Origin of the sequence: Paracoccus sediminilitoris (assembly GCF_003259195.1) — a bacterium.
Classification (GTDB): domain Bacteria; phylum Pseudomonadota; class Alphaproteobacteria; order Rhodobacterales; family Rhodobacteraceae; genus Paracoccus; species Paracoccus sediminilitoris.
The window spans coordinates 17,173-33,588 of record NZ_QJPK01000004.1 but is presented as its reverse complement, the minus strand read 5'-3'; the positions used below and the strand labels follow the sequence as shown (position 1 = coordinate 33,588).

16 protein-coding genes are annotated in these 16,416 nt (G+C 67.8%); 8 read left to right on the top strand and 8 right to left on the bottom strand.

Features of this window, described 5'->3' with window-relative positions; genetic code table 11:
• Positions 1-3 precede the first annotated feature (3 nt).
• The gene (locus tag DKT70_RS06670; RefSeq protein WP_111558539.1) at positions 4-1,662 is read right to left on the bottom strand and encodes an NAD+ synthase; all 1,659 of its coding nucleotides are present in this window, start codon (positions 1,660-1,662) and stop codon (positions 4-6) included.
• Between the two features lie 136 nt (positions 1,663-1,798).
• Between DKT70_RS06670 and DKT70_RS06665 the strand changes: the two genes are divergently transcribed.
• Positions 1,799-3,277: an MORN repeat-containing protein gene (locus tag DKT70_RS06665; protein WP_111558414.1), complete on the top strand. Its 1,479-nt coding sequence runs from the start codon at positions 1,799-1,801 to the stop codon at positions 3,275-3,277.
• Positions 3,274-3,720 (top strand): GNAT family N-acetyltransferase, encoded by a 447-nt coding sequence (locus DKT70_RS06660; protein WP_233490459.1) that lies wholly within the window; start codon positions 3,274-3,276, stop codon positions 3,718-3,720. The genes DKT70_RS06665 and DKT70_RS06660 overlap by 4 nt, the downstream gene beginning before the upstream one ends.
• Positions 3,721-3,724: 4 nt before the next feature.
• On the opposite strand, the gene DKT70_RS06655 is transcribed toward DKT70_RS06660, so the two are convergent.
• On the bottom strand, positions 3,725-4,789 hold the full coding sequence (locus DKT70_RS06655; protein WP_111558412.1) for a YcjF family protein: 1,065 nt from the start codon (positions 4,787-4,789) through the stop codon (positions 3,725-3,727).
• Positions 4,786-6,156 (bottom strand): YcjX family GTP-binding protein, encoded by a 1,371-nt coding sequence (locus tag DKT70_RS06650; RefSeq protein WP_111558411.1) that lies wholly within the window; start codon positions 6,154-6,156, stop codon positions 4,786-4,788. The genes DKT70_RS06655 and DKT70_RS06650 overlap by 4 nt, the downstream gene beginning before the upstream one ends.
• A 126-nt stretch (positions 6,157-6,282) precedes the next feature.
• Between DKT70_RS06650 and hrpB the strand changes: the two genes are divergently transcribed.
• On the top strand, positions 6,283-8,688 hold the full coding sequence (gene hrpB, locus DKT70_RS06645) for an ATP-dependent helicase HrpB (RefSeq protein WP_111558410.1): 2,406 nt from the start codon (positions 6,283-6,285) through the stop codon (positions 8,686-8,688).
• Positions 8,689-8,691: 3 nt separating this feature from the next.
• Here hrpB and DKT70_RS06640 read toward each other — a convergent pair whose 3' ends face one another.
• From DKT70_RS06640 to DKT70_RS06630, 3 genes are read right to left on the bottom strand one after another with little or no spacing between them, the layout of a single operon-like run.
• Positions 8,692-9,024 carry a DUF2794 domain-containing protein gene (locus DKT70_RS06640; protein WP_111558538.1) on the bottom strand — a complete coding sequence of 111 codons (333 nt, stop codon included), beginning with the start codon at positions 9,022-9,024 and terminating at the stop codon, positions 8,692-8,694.
• Between the two features lie 39 nt (positions 9,025-9,063).
• Complete coding sequence (locus DKT70_RS06635; RefSeq protein WP_111558537.1) at positions 9,064-9,348, bottom strand: I78 family peptidase inhibitor; 285 nt, start codon at positions 9,346-9,348, stop codon at positions 9,064-9,066.
• A gap of 5 nt (positions 9,349-9,353) precedes the next feature.
• Entirely contained in the window at positions 9,354-9,821 is a 468-nt protein-coding gene (locus DKT70_RS06630; protein WP_233490458.1) for a hypothetical protein, read from the bottom strand.
• Between the two features lie 219 nt (positions 9,822-10,040).
• Here DKT70_RS06630 and DKT70_RS06625 point away from each other — a divergent pair, with 219 nt between their 5' ends.
• The gene (locus DKT70_RS06625) at positions 10,041-11,465 is read left to right on the top strand and encodes a Glu/Leu/Phe/Val family dehydrogenase (RefSeq protein WP_111558409.1); all 1,425 of its coding nucleotides are present in this window, start codon (positions 10,041-10,043) and stop codon (positions 11,463-11,465) included.
• Positions 11,466-11,488: 23 nt separating this feature from the next.
• Here the strand turns inward: DKT70_RS06625 and DKT70_RS06620 are convergent, their stop codons facing one another.
• Positions 11,489-12,436, bottom strand: a complete 948-nt coding sequence (locus DKT70_RS06620; protein ID WP_111558408.1) for an L-threonylcarbamoyladenylate synthase — start codon at positions 12,434-12,436, stop codon at positions 11,489-11,491.
• 111 nt (positions 12,437-12,547) lie between these two features.
• Here DKT70_RS06620 and DKT70_RS06615 point away from each other — a divergent pair, with 111 nt between their 5' ends.
• The 4 genes from DKT70_RS06615 to DKT70_RS06600 are packed head-to-tail and all read left to right on the top strand — an operon-like array spanning position 12,548 to position 16,100.
• On the top strand, positions 12,548-14,245 hold the full coding sequence (locus DKT70_RS06615; protein ID WP_111558407.1) for an acyl-CoA dehydrogenase: 1,698 nt from the start codon (positions 12,548-12,550) through the stop codon (positions 14,243-14,245).
• On the top strand, positions 14,242-15,306 hold the full coding sequence (locus DKT70_RS06610; RefSeq protein ID WP_233490457.1) for an MBL fold metallo-hydrolase: 1,065 nt from the start codon (positions 14,242-14,244) through the stop codon (positions 15,304-15,306). The genes DKT70_RS06615 and DKT70_RS06610 overlap by 4 nt, the downstream gene beginning before the upstream one ends.
• A gap of 9 nt (positions 15,307-15,315) precedes the next feature.
• Complete coding sequence (locus DKT70_RS06605; RefSeq protein ID WP_111558406.1) at positions 15,316-15,468, top strand: aa3-type cytochrome c oxidase subunit IV; 153 nt, start codon at positions 15,316-15,318, stop codon at positions 15,466-15,468.
• Between the two features lie 5 nt (positions 15,469-15,473).
• Positions 15,474-16,100: a hypothetical protein gene (locus tag DKT70_RS06600; protein ID WP_111558405.1), complete on the top strand. Its 627-nt coding sequence runs from the start codon at positions 15,474-15,476 to the stop codon at positions 16,098-16,100.
• Here DKT70_RS06600 and DKT70_RS06595 read toward each other — a convergent pair.
• Entirely contained in the window at positions 16,085-16,414 is a 330-nt protein-coding gene (locus tag DKT70_RS06595; protein WP_111558404.1) for an AzlD domain-containing protein, read from the bottom strand. The genes DKT70_RS06600 and DKT70_RS06595 overlap by 16 nt on opposite strands.
• Positions 16,415-16,416 lie beyond the last annotated feature (2 nt).

Here is a 16,416-nt window from a genome sequence, read left to right as displayed (position 1 = left end):
CCCCTACAGCGTGTCGCGCCAGCGGTTGACCAGCGGATAACGGCGATCCAGCCAGAAGGCGCGGGGCGAGATGCGCGGCCCCGGCGCCGCCTGATAGCGTTTCCATTCGCTGACATAGAGCAGCTTTTCCACCTGCCGCACGGTCTCGGCGTCAAAGCCCTGTTCGACCAGATCGGCCAGCGCTAGGTCCTTTTCGACCAGCCCCTCCAGGATGGCGTCCAGAACCTCGTAGGGGGGCAGCGAATCCTCGTCCTTCTGGTCGGGACGCAGTTCGGCCGAGGGCGGTTTCGAGATGATGCGCGGCGGGATCACCTCGCCGGGGTTGCCCAGCATCCAGTCGCGATGGTTGGCATTGCGCCAGCGGCAGGTTTCGAAGACGCGTGTCTTGTAGAGATCCTTGATCGGGTTATAGCCGCCCGCCATGTCGCCATAGATGGTGGCATAACCCACAGCGACCTCGGATTTGTTACCGGTGGTCAGCAGCATTTCCCCCAACTTGTTGGAAATCGCCATCAGCATCACGCCGCGCAGGCGGGACTGGATGTTTTCCTCGGTGATGTCGGGTTCGGTCCCCTCCATCAGATGCGCTAGCGCGCCGCCCACCGCGTCGCGGGCACCGTCGATGCGCACCGTGTCCAACCGCGCACCCAGACGGGTCGCGCAATCGGCGGCATCATCCAGACTGGTCTGCGAGGTATATTCCGACGGCAGCATTACGCAGCGGACATTGTCGGGCCCGATGGCGTCGGCGGCGATGGTGGCGACCAGCGCGGAATCGATGCCGCCCGACATGCCCAGCAAGACCTTGCGGAAGCCCGACTTGCGCAGATAGTCACGCAGGCCCAGCATCATGGCAAAGTAATCCTGTTCCCAGGCATCGGGTTGGACCGCCATGTCACCCGGCTGCGCCAGCCAGCCATCATCCCCGCGGATGAAGTCGACATGGGCGATGGCCTCTTGGAAGGCAGGCAGCTGCACGACCTTTTTGCCGCCGGGGTTCAGCACGAAGCTGGCCCCGTCGTAAAGCTGGTCGTCCTGACCGCCCACCAGGTTCACATAGACCAGCGGCAGGCCGGTTTCGACCACACGGCCGACCATGTGGCCCATGCGCAGGTCCAGCTTGTCGCGGTGATAGGGGCTGCCATTCGGGACGATCAGGATCTCGGCGCCCGTCTCCTCCAGCGTTTCGGCCACATCGGGGTACCAGCTGTCCTCGCAGATGGGGGACCCGATGCGGGCGGGACCGACGGGATAGGGGCCGCTGATCGGTCCACTGTCGAACAGGCGCAATTCGTCGAAAAGCTGCTTGTAGGGCAGGTGGTGCTTCAGCACGCGGGCGACCAGCGCCCCGTCGCGAAAGACCCAATAGGCGTTGTACAGCTTGCCGTCCTCGGCCCAGGGGCCGCCGATGCCGATGGCGGGGCCGTCCGTCAGCGATGTGCCCAGTTCCATCACCGCCTCGATCGCCTGCCGCGTGAAGGCGGGTTTCAGCACCAGGTCCTGCGTCTGATATCCGGTAATGAACATCTCTGGCAGGGCCAGCATGTCGGAACCGGCGTCGCGCGCCTGTTCCCACGCCTCGCGCGCCTTGGCGGCGTTGCCGGGCAGGTCGCCCACGGTGGCGTTCAGCTGGCCGATGGTCAGGCGGAAGCGTTCGGTCATGGTCGGATCCCCGGTGCGTTGCGCAATGGCTTGGGTCAAGGGGATAGAGGATCGGCGCGCCAAGGAAAAGTCGGCCTTTGCGCGCGGGGCCTTGCTGGGGTAAACCTTCGGTCAAAACACGATGAGGGCAGAGGCGATGAAGGCGGCAACTCGGGCGGCGACGGCAGTGGGCGCGGTGGCGCTGGCCGTGATGGGCATGACGGCGCAGGCGGGTGCCCAGGTCATCACCAAGCAGTATGACGACGGCGGCGTCTATGAAGGCACCTTCCGCAACGGGTTGCAGCATGGCCAAGGCAGCTATGTCCTGCCGAACGGCTATCGCTATGAAGGCGACTGGGTCGAAGGCCAGATCATGGGGCAGGGCCGCGCGGAATTCCCCAACGGGTCCGTCTACGAAGGCCAGTTCGCCCGCGGAAAGCCCGACGGCCAGGGCAAGATCACCTATGCCGATGGCGGCACCTATGAAGGCGCTTGGGCCGCGGGCGAGATCACCGGCGCGGGCAAGGCCACCTATGCCAACGGTTCCGTCTATGAAGGTCAGTTCGAAAAGGGCCTGCATCACGGCAAGGGCGTGCTGCGCCAATCGAACGGATACCGCTACGAGGGCGATTGGGTCGCGGGGGTCAAGGAAGGCCAAGGCAAGATCACCTATCCCGACGGCGCGACTTATGAAGGCGGAATGCTGGCGGGGCAGCGCGCGGGCAAGGGCAAGCTGACCATGGCCGACGGGCTGACCTATGACGGGGTCTGGGCTGCGGGCCAGATGTCGGGCACCGGCGTGCTGATCCAGTCCACCGGCGACAAGTACGAAGGCGCGCTGGAAGGCGGCCGCCGCCAGGGCCAGGGTGTCGCCACCTATGCCAATGGCGATGTCTATGACGGCGAATTCGCCAATGACCGCCGCGACGGGCAGGGCACCTTCACGGGCGCCGACGGCTATGTCTATGTCGGCGAATGGTCCAAGGGCCGGATGGAGGGGCGCGGCCAGATCACTTATCCCGACGGGTCGGTCTATCTGGGCCAGATGCGCGCCGACCGTCCCGACGGCACCGGCAAGATCACCTATGCCGACGGTTCCACCTATGAGGGCCAGTGGTCCGAGGGCGTGATCGAGGGCGACGGCAAGGCCAGCTATGCCAACGGCATGGTCTATGAGGGCAGCTTCCGCAATGCCCGCAATGACGGGCAGGGGCGGATGTCCTATCCCGACGGCTATGTCTATTCCGGCGCCTGGAAGGACGGCCAACGTCACGGTGAAGGCCAGGCGACCTATCCCGACGGCACGGTCTATACCGGCAATTTCGTCAATGGCGTGCGCGAAGGTCAGGGTCGCCTGACGACGCCCGACGGCTTCATTTATGAAGGCGGCTGGAAGGCCGGAGAGATCGACGGTTCCGGGGTGGCCACCTATGCCAATGGCGACCGGTACCAAGGCAATTTCGCCGCCGGCAAGCGCCAGGGCGAAGGCGTGATGCGCTATGCCACGGGGCAGGTCGCGTCGGGTGAATGGCGGGACAACCGACTGGTGACGCCCGACGATGCCTCGGAAGGGCAGGTTCCTGCGGATGGAGAGGATGCGCCCGAGCTGCCGGACGAAAGCGCGGCGCGACCGTGACGGTCACCTTCCGCCGCGCCCTTGGCGGCGATCTGCCCGCCATCGTCGCTTTGCTGAGCGATGACCGGCTGGGCGCCGCACGCGAGGCGGCGTCGGCTGCGGGTTATGCCCATGCCTTTGCCCGCATCGACGCCGATCCGAACCAGCTGCTGATCGTGGCAGAGGATGGCGGGCAGGTCATCGGCACGCTGCAACTGACCTTCACCCAAGGCCTGTCACGCGGCGGCGCAATTCGCGGCCAGATCGAGGCCGTGCGGATCGCCAGCCACATGCGCGGTCAGGGAATCGGTCAGCGGATGATCGAATGGGCGGTGGCGACCTGTCGGACGCGCGGCTGCGCGATGGTGCAGCTGACGACCGACAAGACGCGGGTCGATGCCCACCGGTTTTATGACCGGCTGGGGTTCGAACAATCGCATCTGGGATACAAGATGATCCTGTGAAGGATCACGCCTGATCGTCATTCCCGAACAGTCCGCGCAGGCCGCGCGTCACAAGGTTACCGACCTTGGGTCGGGGCTGGGCGATGAACGGCAGGGGGCGGCAGACCTCCATCGCGGCGATACCGACGCGGGCGGTCAGGGCACCGTTGACCAGCCCTTCGCCGAAACGGCGCGACAGCTTGGCAAGAATGCCGCCACCCGCGACCGTGTGGACCAGATCATCCCCCGCCGCGACGGCACCCGTCGCGATCAGATGGGTCATCACGGTGCGGGCCAGACGCCAGCCGCCCACGGCCCCGGCACGCCCGCCATAGATCTCGGCCATGCGGCGGATCATCCGCAGGTTGGCGGCCAGCGCCGCGGCCACGTCGGCCAGCGCCAGCGGCACCAGCGCGGTGGTGGCGGCAACGGTGCGGGCGGCGGCCTCGATCTCGCGCCGTGCCAGCTGGTCCAAGGGGGCCAGCAGCTCGGCCTCGGCCAGGGTCAGCAGGGCGGTGGCGTCAAACGTCTCGTGACGGCGTTCGGCCAGGCGCTGGCGCTGCCATTCCATCTCGGGGCGCTTGGCATAGACCCCGACCAGCTGGTCGGTGACCAGCTTGGCCTGGTCGAAACTGTCATCGGCCAGCGCCGCGCCCGCCTGACGCTGCAAGGCATCGATCTTGGCAAAGCGCCGCCATGCGCGCCATTCGCGCAGCGCCATCCCCAGGCAGGCCAGCGTGAACAGGCCGAACAGCGTGATCGCGATCCAGCCCAGCAACGGATAGCTGACCATCAGCCCGTTGATGAAATCCAGCGCCGCCACCCCCAGCAGAAAGGTGAAGAGCGCGACGCCCGTGTTGATGAAGAACCGCGTCATCCGTGACGGCGGGCGCCCGACAAGGCGGGTCACCATCTCCATCGTGCGGGGACGGGGCAGGGGGGCATTCGGTTCGTCGATGGGCGGCGCGTCGGCGGGGCTGGGCGCGTCGCTGTCCGATGTGTCGACATGGGGGGCGCGGGCCTGATTGCGGACTGGTTCGTCCAGCTGGATCAGGACGGGGCCGCGGGGGCGCTTGGGCTGGTCGCTCACAGGCGGTCTCCGATCAGGAATTCGGCGGCGCGGTCCAGGCGGATATGGGGCGGTCCGTCACCGGGGCGCGTGGTCAGGGGGGCGGGTGCAAAGTTCATGATCGCGTAGTCGGCGTCCAGCCAGGCATCCGCCCCCGCCCGCGCCGGATGCAGCAGCATCGAGGGATCGGCCGGCAGCTCGCCCGGATAGAACGCCGCCTGCCGCCCGTCCAGCAGGCGACCGCGCACGACGGGCAGTTCGTCGTCGCCCTGGCGGATCATGTCCTCGGTCGTGGCACGCAGGGCGGCGATGGCCATGGCCTCGGTCCGGGCGCCTTGGAAATCGGCGCGGTCGCGGGCCTCGCGCAGCATGGATGACAGGATCGCGGTCAGCCGGTTGTGCTGGATGTGATGCAGGTGGTCGGCCTTGGTCGCGGCAAAGAGGATGCGTTCCACCCGGCGCGTCCCCAGCAGCTGCGCCAGCCAACCCGCGCGCCCGGGGCGGAAGGCGGTCAGGATGTCGGCCATGGCACGGCGCATGTCCTCGACCGCGCGGGGGCCCTGATGGATCGCGCCCAGCACGTCGACCAGCACGACCTGGCGGTCGATGCGGGCAAAGTGGTCACGGAAGAAGGGCTTCACCACGCGCGACTTGTAGGCGTCGAAGCGGCGGCGGAATTCGCGGCCCAGCTTGCCGCCCTGCAGTTCGGGGGGCAGGGGCGCAAAGGTCAGCGCCGGCGATCCGGCCATCTCGCCGGGGATCAGGAAGCGGCCGGGGGTGCAATCGGACCAGCCCGCATCGCGCGCGGCATTCAGATGGGCGGTATAGATGTCGGCCAGGTCCTGCGCCTGCGGTTCGGTGAAATGGTCGGCTGCCTGCACCGCCGACAGGGCCGCGCGGAAACGGTCGGCGCCGGGGCGACCGTCGATGCGGTCAAAGACCTCGGCGGACCATTGCGCGAAATCGCGGTCCATCAGCCGCAGGTCCAGCAGCCATTCGCCGGGGTAATCGACGATGTCCAGATGCATCACCCGCGGCCCGCGCAGGCTGCCGAACAGGCCCCCCGATTCCATGCGCAGCGACAGGCGCAGCTGGCTGACATGGCGGGTGCCGTCGGGCCAATGCGGTTCGGGTCCGGTCAGCGCCGACAAGTGGCGTTCGAAATCGAAGCGGGGGATGGTGTCGTCGGGCTGGGGTTGCAGCCAGGCCGCCTTGATGCGCCCGTCGGCGGCGCCGCGCAGCGCCTGCATGCGCCCGCGTTCCAGCAGATTCGCTACAAGCGAGGTGATGAAGACCGTCTTGCCCGCGCGAGACAGTCCCGTCACGCCGATCCTGATGACCGGATCGCCAAGGCCCAGCCCCTCGATCACGTCGCTGCCGATGCCCATACTGCCCCTCTGGTGTCTTGTCTGCGGCTTAACGCCTTTGCCGCAAGAATAGGTCCGCAGGGCGGGGAAAGTCACGGCCCCACATCGCGATTGCATGCAGGTTGCGGGGGGCGGTATCACCGCCCCATGTCACAGACCCTGCCCATCGACGCGATCCTGCCCGACCTTTGCGCAACGCTGGCCCGCGCGGGCCGTGCCGTGCTGGTAGCGCCCCCCGGCGCGGGCAAGACGACACGGGTTCCGCTGGCGCTGATGGACCAGGTTCCGGGCCGCATCCTGATGCTGGAACCGCGCCGCCTGGCCGCCCGCGCCGCCGCCGAACGCATGGCCGACAGTCTGGGCGAGCCGGTGGGCGGGCGCGTCGGGTACCGCATCCGCGGCGAATCGCTCGCGGGCAGCCGGATCGAGGTCGTGACCGAGGGCATCCTGACCCGCATGATCCAGTCCGACCCGTCGCTGGAGGGGATCGGCTGCGTGATCTTCGACGAATTCCACGAACGCAGCCTGAATGCCGATCTGGGCCTGGCCTTGGTGTGGGAGGCACGCGGCGCCCTGCGCGAGGATCTGGCCGTGCTGGTCATGTCGGCCACGCTGGATGCGGGCCCGGTGGCGGCGCTGCTGGATGACGCGCCGGTCATCACGTCGGACGGGCGGGCGTTCCCGGTCGAAACCCGCTGGCTGGACCGGCCCTTGCCGCAGGGCATCCGGCTGGTCGACGAAGCGGCCCGCCTGATCCGGACCGCCGCCGCCGAGACCGTCGAGACCGGCGGCACGATCCTTGCCTTCCTGCCGGGCGAGGGAGAGATCCGCCGCGTCATGGCCCAGCTGTCGAGCATGGATCACGACATCATGCCACTTTACGGCGCGCTGGACGCCAAGGCGCAGCGGGCGGCGCTGTCGGATCCGGGCGCGCAACGTCGGATCGTGCTGGCCACGGCCATTGCGGAAACCTCGCTGACAATCCCGCAGGTGCGGGTGGTGGTCGATGCGGGGCGTGCGCGTCGGGCACGGTTCGATCCGGGCAGCGGCATGTCGCGGCTGGTCACCGAACGCGTCAGCCGGGCCGAGGCCGACCAGCGCCGGGGCCGCGCGGGCCGCGTCGCGCCGGGAGTCTGCTATCGCCTCTGGGCACGGGTCGAGGAAGGCGCGCTGCCCGCCTATGCCCCCCCTGAAATCACCGTCGCCGACCTGTCGGGGCTGGCGCTGGAACTGGCCAGCTGGGGGGCCGAGGCATCCGATCTGGCTTTCCTGACCCCGCCCCCCGAAGGCGCCCTGTCCGAGGCACGTGCCCTGCTGACCGCCCTGCAGGCGCTGGACCGGGACGGGCGCATCACCGATCACGGGCGGGCCTTGGCGCGGCTGCCGCTGCACCCGCGTCTGGCGCATATGCTGATCCTGGCGGGACGGGGGGCGGCCGATCTGGCGGCGCTGCTGTCGGACCGCGATCCCCTGCGCGGGGTGGGGGTGGACCTGGCGTTGCGCCTGACCGCCATCCGCGACCCCAAGCGGTTCCCCGAACAGGTCAACCGTCAGGGCGTCCAGCGCATCCGCGACGAGGCCGCCCGCCTGCGCCGCATGGTGGGGGACAAGCCCGCGCTGTCGCCGGGGGGTATGGCCTCGCTGGCCTATCCCGACCGGATCGGTCTGCGGCGAAAGGGCGATGACGCGCGCTTCGTCCTGTCGGGGGGCAAAGGGGCGGTGATTGATAACGCCGATATTCTGGCCGGCCAGCGCCTGATCGTCGCTGTCGATCTGGATGGCGACCAGCGCGAGGCACGCATCCGCATGGCCGCCACGCTGGACGAGGCCGAGCTGCGCGCGCTGCATGGCGACCGTATCGAACAGGTGCAGCTCTGCGAATGGTCGCGTCGCGACAACCGGGTTCTGGCCCGCGAGCAGGACCGCCTTGGCGCACTGGTGCTGTCGGACCGCATCTGGCGCGACGCCCCCGAGGATGCCATTGCCCGCGCCGCGCTGGAGGGGTTGCGCCTGAACGGCCTGACATGGTCGCCCGCCGCCGCCCGATACCGCGCGCGCATCGAACTGGTCGGCGGCCTGGGCGATGTCGATGATGCCAGCCTGCTGGGGGATGGCGACTGGCTGCTGCCTTGGCTGGGGCGGGCGCGCGGCCTGTCGGATCTGCGCGGCCTGGACCTGACCGAGGCCCTGAAGGCCCGCATCGGATGGGACGGCCAGCGCCGCCTGGATCAGGCCACGCCCGCGCATTTCGTGACGCCTCTGGGCCGCAAGGTGCCCATCGATTACGACGGCGACCACCCCGAGGTGCAACTGCGCCTGCAGGAGGTTTTCGGCGTCACCACCCATCCCGTCGTAGGCGGTCGCCCGCTGCGGATGGCACTGCTGTCACCGGGCGGCAAGCCGGTGCAGGTGACGATGGACTTGCCGGGCTTCTGGGCCAGTTCCTATCACGACGTCCGCAAGGACATGCGCGGCCGCTATCCCCGCCATCCGTGGCCCGAGGACCCGACACAGGCCGACCCCACCATGCGCGCCAAGCCGCGCGGGACGTAGCGCTCATTCGATGGGGCGGATCAGCTTCTGGTCCAGCACCCGCAGCACGGTCGCCAGATCATGCCCGCGCTTCAGGATGCGGCCATCCATGGCGATGACGGCATATTGCCCCTGCGCATTGCGCAGCCGCGGTCGTTTTTCGATGCGGTACAGGGGATGCTCGGCGGCGCGGCGAAAGACGCTGAAGATCGCCACGTCACGCAGGAAGGACATGCCGTAATCGCGCCATTCACCGGCCGCCACGAAGCGGCCATAGGTGGACAAGATCAGGTTCAGTTCCTTGCGGTCGAAGACGACCTGATCGGGGATCGGCTGGATCGGCGGCTGTGCGTTCATCACGCGATGGTGGCACAGCACGCCGGTGCAGATCAACGATCAGTAGCAGCCGATCTTGTGGATGATGCCCTTGCGGTCATATTCGATGTTCAGCCGGTCGGTGCGGTAATCGGCGGTGACCATGTCGTCGGGCCCGACGACGCGGGTGCCCTGCGGCAGGGTCAACTGGTCCAGCGCGGTGCGGTTCTGGCCCATCAGCCCTTGGAACCCCGACGCGCCGCACAGATCGGGCTGATCGGGCGTTTCGGGGGCGGGCTGGCAGGCGGCCAGCAGTGGCAGGGCCGCGATGGCCAGGACAAGACGGGTGGTCGCAAATCGGGTCATGGGGGTCATCCGCAATCGATGCTTGTGATGGTGCCGGCCTCGTCCAGACGGAAGACGACGCGGTTGGGGACATAGACCTGCGCCTCGATCCCGCGATATTCGACGATGCGATAGTCGCGCGTCAAGCCAAGCGTCGGGATCACGCTGGAGGGCTTGCCCACCGCATCCGCGATCTTGGCCGCCCCGCAAAGGTCGGGCTTGCGTTCGGTCAGCCCGCTGATGCCTTGCGCAGGCGCGGGCGCGGGCGCGGGGTCCGAAACCGGGATCGGCATCGGGGCGGGCACCGGCGCGACGGGTTGCGGCGCACCATAGCCCGCCGCCGGGGCATAGCCGTATCCGGGCGCCTGAGCAGCGCCCTGGACCGGCGCCACGCCCTGGACGGGTGCCATGGGCGGCATGCGATTGCAGCCTGCCAGTGCGGCCAGGCCAAGGGCCGCAACGGCGGCCCGCGAAATCCAGATGTGACGGATCATGTCCTGCTGTTCCCTGCCGGCCCTGAAACCGGGCCCTTGTTTTGTCCCGACACTACGCGCCAACCCCGCGCATGAGAACCCGCCGCGTCAATCACGTTTCGATCATCGCAGGAATGTCACAGCCCCGCGCGCGGGCCGTTCCGTGGTGGCGGTGACGGGCGGATTGCCTTAGCCTTGGGCAGTGCAAACATGACGCCGTCATTCAGGAGGAAAGCTGCCATGGCCCACAGGATCTCGTTCCGCGAATCAGTCGAGAAGATGTTCACCCACGCTGCCGGTCTGATGGAGCTGTCGCCGGGGCTGGAGGAGAAGATCCGGGTCTGCAACTCGACCTACACAGTGCGCTTCGGGGTCCGGCTGCGCGGCCAGATCCACACCTTCACCGGCTATCGGTCGGTGCATTCGGAACATATGGAACCGGTCAAGGGCGGCATCCGCTATTCGCTGGACGTGAACCAGGACGAGGTCGAGGCGCTGGCGGCCCTGATGACCTACAAATGCGCACTGGTCGAGGTGCCGTTCGGCGGGTCCAAGGGGGGCCTCTGCATTGATCCGCGCGCCTGGAACGAGGACGAGCTGGAGCGGATCACCCGCCGCTTCACCTATGAGCTGTCGCGCCGCAACCTGATCTCTCCGTCGCAGAACGTGCCGGCGCCCGATATGGGCACGGGTGAGCGTGAGATGGCGTGGATGGCCGATGCCTACAAGCGCCTGCATCCCGACGACATCAACGCCAAGGCCTGCGTCACCGGCAAGCCGCGCACTGCGGGCGGCATCGACGGTCGGGTCGAGGCGACGGGCCGGGGCGTGCAATACGCGCTGCGCGAGTTTTTCCGCCATGGCGACGTGATGACCAAGGCGGGGCTGACGGGCGTTCTGGCGGGCAAGCGCGTCGTCGTGCAGGGCCTGGGCAATGTGGGCTATCACGCCGCCCAGTTCCTGTCGGCCGAGGATCAGTGCCTGGTCACCTGCGTCATCGAGCGCGACGGCGTCATCCGCAATCCCCAGGGCATCAATATCGACGCGCTGCGCGGCCACATTCGCGCGACTGGGGGCGTCAAGGGCTTTGCCGGTGGCGATTACAGCGATGACGGGTTGCGCGCGCTGGAAGACGAATGCGACATCCTGATCCCCGCCGCCATCGAGAGCGTCATCGACGGCGACAATGCCGAACGCATCCGCTGCAAGCTGATCATCGAGGCTGCCAACGGTCCCGTCACCGCTGATGCCGACGAGATCCTGCGCCGCCGTGGCGTGGTCATCATCCCCGACATGTATGCCAACGCGGGCGGCGTGACGGTGTCCTATTTCGAATGGGTCAAGAACCTGTCCCAGATCAGCCTGGGCCGCCTGGAACGCCGCCACGAGGAAGCCCGCGCCCGCATGCTGATCGAGGAGCTGGAGCGGATCTCGGCCGATACGGGCACGAATTTCGAATTGGCGCGCGGGTTCAAGGAATCCTTCCTGCACGGCGCGGACGAACTGGACCTGGTGCGGTCGGGGCTGGACGACACGATGCGCGAATCCTTCAAGAAGATGAAGGAGGTCTGGATGAACAACGCCAAGGTCGACGACATGCGCACCGCGGCCTATGTGGTGGCGATCCGTCGGATCTCGAACGTCTACAACTCGCTTGGATTGTAAGGGCGGCGGGGTCCGGCCCCTACCTAACCGCGCGGGGCTGCCGCGCGCTGCAGCCGGTCGTTGATGGCCGCGCCCAGACCGTGTCGCGGGATGGGCGCGACCGAGATCGGCCGTCCCAGGGCATCGGCCCGGCGCAGCAGGTCGAACAGACGCGCCGCCGCCTGCGCCAGATCGCCGTCATCGGAGAGGCTGAAGGGGCCGGGGCTCCCGAAGGACAGATGCGTTTCGCCGGGACGTGGGTCCGCGTCCAGGCGCAGGGCCGCGTTCGGGGCATAATGGCTGGTCAGCTGACCGGGGGCGGTCGGCGCGACAGGATCACCATCGTGGCGGGTCAGGGGGGTGCCAAGGACGGCCTCGATCGCCTCGGCGGGGATGCCGCCGGGGCGCAGCAGGGTGGGGATGCCATCGGGCCAGCCGATGATGGTGGATTCGACACCCACTTCGCAGGGACCCGCATCCAGAACAGCCGCGATGCGCCCGTCCAGCCCGCCATCCGGGGACAGCACATGATCGACGCTGGTCGGGCTGATACGGCCCGATGCATTGGCCGAGGGCGCGGCCAGCGGGCCCCCGAAATCGCGCAGCAACGCGCGGGCCGTCGGATGGGCCGGAACGCGCAGCCCGATGGTCGCCAACCCCGCCGTCACCAGCGAGGCGATGCCCGCGTCGGGACGCAGCGGCAACACCATGGTCAATGCGCCGGGCCAGAAAGCATCGGCCAGCGCCTGCGCCTGCGGATGCATTGTGGCGATCGCAGCCGCGGCGCGGGCGTCGGGCAGGTGGACGATCAGCGGGTTGAAGCTGGGCCGGCCCTTGGCCTGATAGATGCGGGCGACCGCTTCGCCGTTGCGGGCGTCGGCGGCCAGGCCATAGACGGTCTCGGTCGGGATGGCGACGGTCCGGCCAGCCGACAGCAGCGCGCTGGCGCGCGACAGGCCGTCTGCATCCGGGGTCAGTCGAAGGGTGTACATGCGTGACGCGGGGTTTCGGTTGAGCCTGATCGGATCGCGGCCCAAGATGCCGCCTGACCGTTCTGATAGTCGCGCCGGCCCGGGATGCCAAGGCGCTTGGAGGAGGACCCGATGAGCTACAAGGCACCAGTCGAGCAGATCGACTTCATCCTGACCCATGTCGTGCCCTTCGCGGAGCTTGCCGGAACCGACCGCTTCGCCGAGGCGACATCCGAAACCGCCAGCGCCATCCTGTCCGAGGCCGGCAAGCTGGCCACGCACGTTCTGGCGCCCCTGAACATGGCGGGCGATGCCCATCCCGCGCGGTTGGAAAACGGCGTGGTGCGGTCTTCGCCCGGTTTTGCCGACGGGTTCCGCGCCATTGCCGAAGGGGGCTGGGTCGGCGTGTCCGCCGATCCCGAATATGGCGGGATGGGCTTGCCGCAGGCGCTGAACATGGCGGTCGCGGAAATGATGTCGGGTGCCTGCCTGGCGCTGCAGCTGAACCCGCTGTTGACCCAAGGGCAGATCGAGGCGCTGGAACATCACGCCAGCGACGAACTGAAGGCCGCCTATCTGCCCAAGCTGATCAGCGGCGAATGGTCCGGCACGATGAACCTGACCGAACCGGGCGCAGGCAGCGACGTGGGCGCGCTGGTGACCAAGGCCGAACCCCAGGGTAACGGCAGCTATCTGATCACCGGGCAGAAGATCTATATCACCTGGGGCGACAGCGACGTCACTGCCAATGTCTGCCATCTGGTGCTGGCGCGCCTGCCGGGTGCGACCAAGGGAACACGCGGGATCAGCCTGTTCATGGTGCCGAAATTCCTGCCCGATGATCAGGGCAATCCTGGCGTCGCCAACGATCTGAAGGTCGTCAGCCTGGAAGAAAAGCTGGGCATCCACGGCAGCCCCACCTGCGTCATGAGCTTCGAAGGGGCCAAAGGCTGGCTGGTCGGTGCCGAACACAAGGGCATGGCCGCGATGTTCACCATGATGAACTGCGCCCGCCTTGGCGTCGGCATGCAGGGCATCGGCGTGGCCGAGGCCGCGCTGCAGAAGGCCGTCGCCTATGCCACCGACCGCAACCAGATGGGCCCGATCATCCAGCACCCCGACGTGCGCCGCATGTTGGCCACCGCGCGGGCCGAGATCTTTGCCGCCCGCGCCATCGGTCTGGCCTGCGCCACCGCCATCGATATGGCGCGCGCCACGGGCGACGCCGACCAGAACGCCCGCGCGGCCTTTCTGACCCCCATCGCCAAGGCCTATGGCACCGATGTCGGCATCCGCGTGTCGGACATGGGCGTGCAGGTGCATGGCGGCATGGGTTATGTCGAGGAAACCGGGGCGGCCCAATACCTACGCGATGTGCGCATCACGTCCATCTATGAAGGCACGAATGGCATCCAGGCGATGGATCTGGTCGGTCGCAAGCTGGCCGACGGGGGCGATGCCGCCATGCGCCTGCTGGACGAGGTGACGGACGGTGCCCGCGCCGCGCAATCGGCCCATCCCGAAATGGCCCACCAGCTGTGGCAGGCCGCCGAGACCCTGCGCGAGGCGACCCAGAACCTGCTGGAGGCCGAGATGCCGGTCCGATTTGCCGGGGCGGTCGCCTATCTGACCGCCTTTGCGCGGGTTTTGGGCGGGCATTACCACCTGCGCGCGGCCCAGGCCGGAACCGCCGCGCATGTGGCGCTGGCGCAGGTCTTCATGGCCCGCGTCCTGCCGCGCCATGCCGGTGATCTGGCCGAGGCGCTGGCTGGCCTGGACGACCTGACGGGCATCAGCGACGCCGCCCTGGCCGGCGATTTCGCCGCGTGATCCGGACCCCCTTTCCGGCGCCGCCCCCCGAGGGTGGCGCCGTCACCGTTGCCCCCGGCGTCCTGTGGCTGCGCCTGCCGCTGCCGATGGCGCTGGATCACGTCAATGTCTATGCGCTGGATGATGGCGATGGCTGGACCATCGTCGATACCGGTTTCGACACGACGCGCGCCCGCGCCATCTGGACCGATCTGCGCGCCGGACCCCTGCAGGGGCGGCGCATCAACCGGGTGATCGGCACCCATCATCACCCCGACCACGTGGGCCTGCTCGGCTGGTTCATGGACACCGACGGGGCCGAGCTGCTGATGAGCCGCACCGCCTGGCTGACCGCGCGCATGCTGACGCTGGACGAACAGGCCATCGCCAGTCCTCAGCAGGTCGATTTCTGGCGCAAGGCCGGGATGCCCGCCGAGATGCTGGACAAACGCGCGGCGGCGCGGCCCTTCAACTTTGCCGATGTCGTGCATCCGATGCCCGTCGGCTTTACCCGCCTGACCGAGGGCGACATCGTGACCTTTGGCCAGCGCCGCTGGCGCGTGGCGATGGGGCATGGCCATGCGCCTTGCCACGCCACCTTCTGGTCGTTGGATGACGATCTGGTGATCGGGGGGGATCAGCTGCTGGCGTCGATCTCTCCGAATCTGGGGGTCTATCCGACCGAACCCGCCGCCGATCCCGTGGGCGAATGGCTAGAAAGCTGTGCGCGTCTGTCCACCCTTGCGCGCGAGGATCAGCTGATCCTGCCGGGGCACAAGCTGCCCTTCACCGGGCTGCCCTTCCGCCTGCGCCAGATGACCGAAAACCACCACGCCGCTCTGACCCGGCTGACCGCCGCGCTGGCCGTCGCGCCCCGCACTGCGGTCGGCTGTTTCGACCTGCTGTTCAAGCGCCGCATCGGCGATGGGGAATTCGGCCTGGCCCTGGTCGAGGCCGTGGCCCATATCAACCATCTGCACCGCGCCGGCGTGATCCAGGCTGTCGGTGAAAACCGGGGTGCGACGCTCTGGGGCGTGACAGGCGGTCAAGTTTCCGCTATCGCAGAAAAAACGCCAAACTGAGGTGACGTCATGACGAACAAACGCGACAATTCCTATAGCACGCCCGGAACGATGGATATCACCGAACACCAGAAGACCTTTGCAGGCTTCATCCGTGCGACCATCTGGGTCATCTGCCTGTCGCTGGCCGCGCTGATCTTCATGGCCCTGACGAACGCCTGATCGCCATGAAAAGACGCGTCTTCCTGGCAGCCGCGCTGCCCACGGTGCTGGCTGCCTGCGGCGCCGACAATATCTGGGCCAGCGACGAACGGGTGCGCGCGGCGCGTTTCGTGTCCGACCAGCCGCCTTCGATCACGCTGCTGACCGTCATCGGGATCCCGCGTGGCGAAGGTGGTCATTCCGCCCTGCTGATTAATGGCAGCCAGCGCGTCATCTATGATCCGGCGGGCAGCTGGCGCCACCCCGACATCCCCGAACGCCACGACGTGCTTTACGGGATCACGGACAACTTCAAGAACTTCTATATCGATTACCACGCGCGCGAGACCTATTACGTCGCCGAGGACACCGTCTTCGTCCCGCGCGAGGTGGCCGACATCGCCATCCGCCGCGCCGAGGCCAACGGCGCCGCCAACAAGAGCTTCTGCGCCGTGGAAACGGGGACCGTCCTGTCGGGCGTGCCAGGGTTTCAGGGTGCGCCGCGAGGCTTTTCACCGCTGAAGCTGCGCAACTGGTTCCTGACCCTGCCGAACGTGCAGTCCCGTCAAAACATGGACGGCGATCCGGCCAACAACCATGACGTCCTGCTGCAGCAGAAGGACGGGACGATCACGGGTTATCCCAGGACGTAAAGCATCCCGAAGAGCGTGATCGCCCCGGCCACGATCGACAGCATCACGTTCTTCGTCATGACCCCAACCGCCACGGTGGCCGCCGCTGCCGCGATGCGCGACGGGTCGGTTTCGCCGTTTGTCGCCGCGGGCCAGACGACCAGCGGTGCGACCAGTGCGGGCAGGACCGAAACTGGCGTATAGCGCAGCATCCGCATCACCCATCCGGGCAGTTCACGATTGCCCAAGGCGCCTAGGAACGACCAGCGCAGCAGGTATGTCCCGATGCCCAGCAGGATGATGATCAGCCAGATCTGAAATGCCGAAGCCTGCATGG

Coding starts and splice junctions, on each gene's coding strand:
- DKT70_RS06670 (WP_111558539.1), bottom strand. CDS start 1,662: ATGACCGAACGCTTCCGCCTGACCATCGGCCAGCTGAACGCCACCGTG.
- DKT70_RS06605 (WP_111558406.1), top strand. CDS start 15,316: ATGACGAACAAACGCGACAATTCCTATAGCACGCCCGGAACGATGGAT.
- DKT70_RS06625 (WP_111558409.1), top strand. CDS start 10,041: ATGGCCCACAGGATCTCGTTCCGCGAATCAGTCGAGAAGATGTTCACC.
- DKT70_RS06665 (WP_111558414.1), top strand. CDS start 1,799: ATGAAGGCGGCAACTCGGGCGGCGACGGCAGTGGGCGCGGTGGCGCTG.
- DKT70_RS06595 (WP_111558404.1), bottom strand. CDS start 16,414: ATGCAGGCTTCGGCATTTCAGATCTGGCTGATCATCATCCTGCTGGGC.
- DKT70_RS06635 (WP_111558537.1), bottom strand. CDS start 9,348: ATGACCCGATTTGCGACCACCCGTCTTGTCCTGGCCATCGCGGCCCTG.
- DKT70_RS06620 (WP_111558408.1), bottom strand. CDS start 12,436: ATGTACACCCTTCGACTGACCCCGGATGCAGACGGCCTGTCGCGCGCC.
- DKT70_RS06630 (WP_233490458.1), bottom strand. CDS start 9,821: ATGATCCGTCACATCTGGATTTCGCGGGCCGCCGTTGCGGCCCTTGGC.
- DKT70_RS06600 (WP_111558405.1), top strand. CDS start 15,474: ATGAAAAGACGCGTCTTCCTGGCAGCCGCGCTGCCCACGGTGCTGGCT.
- hrpB (WP_111558410.1), top strand. CDS start 6,283: ATGTCACAGACCCTGCCCATCGACGCGATCCTGCCCGACCTTTGCGCA.
- DKT70_RS06615 (WP_111558407.1), top strand. CDS start 12,548: ATGAGCTACAAGGCACCAGTCGAGCAGATCGACTTCATCCTGACCCAT.
- DKT70_RS06650 (WP_111558411.1), bottom strand. CDS start 6,156: ATGGGCATCGGCAGCGACGTGATCGAGGGGCTGGGCCTTGGCGATCCG.
- DKT70_RS06640 (WP_111558538.1), bottom strand. CDS start 9,024: ATGAACGCACAGCCGCCGATCCAGCCGATCCCCGATCAGGTCGTCTTC.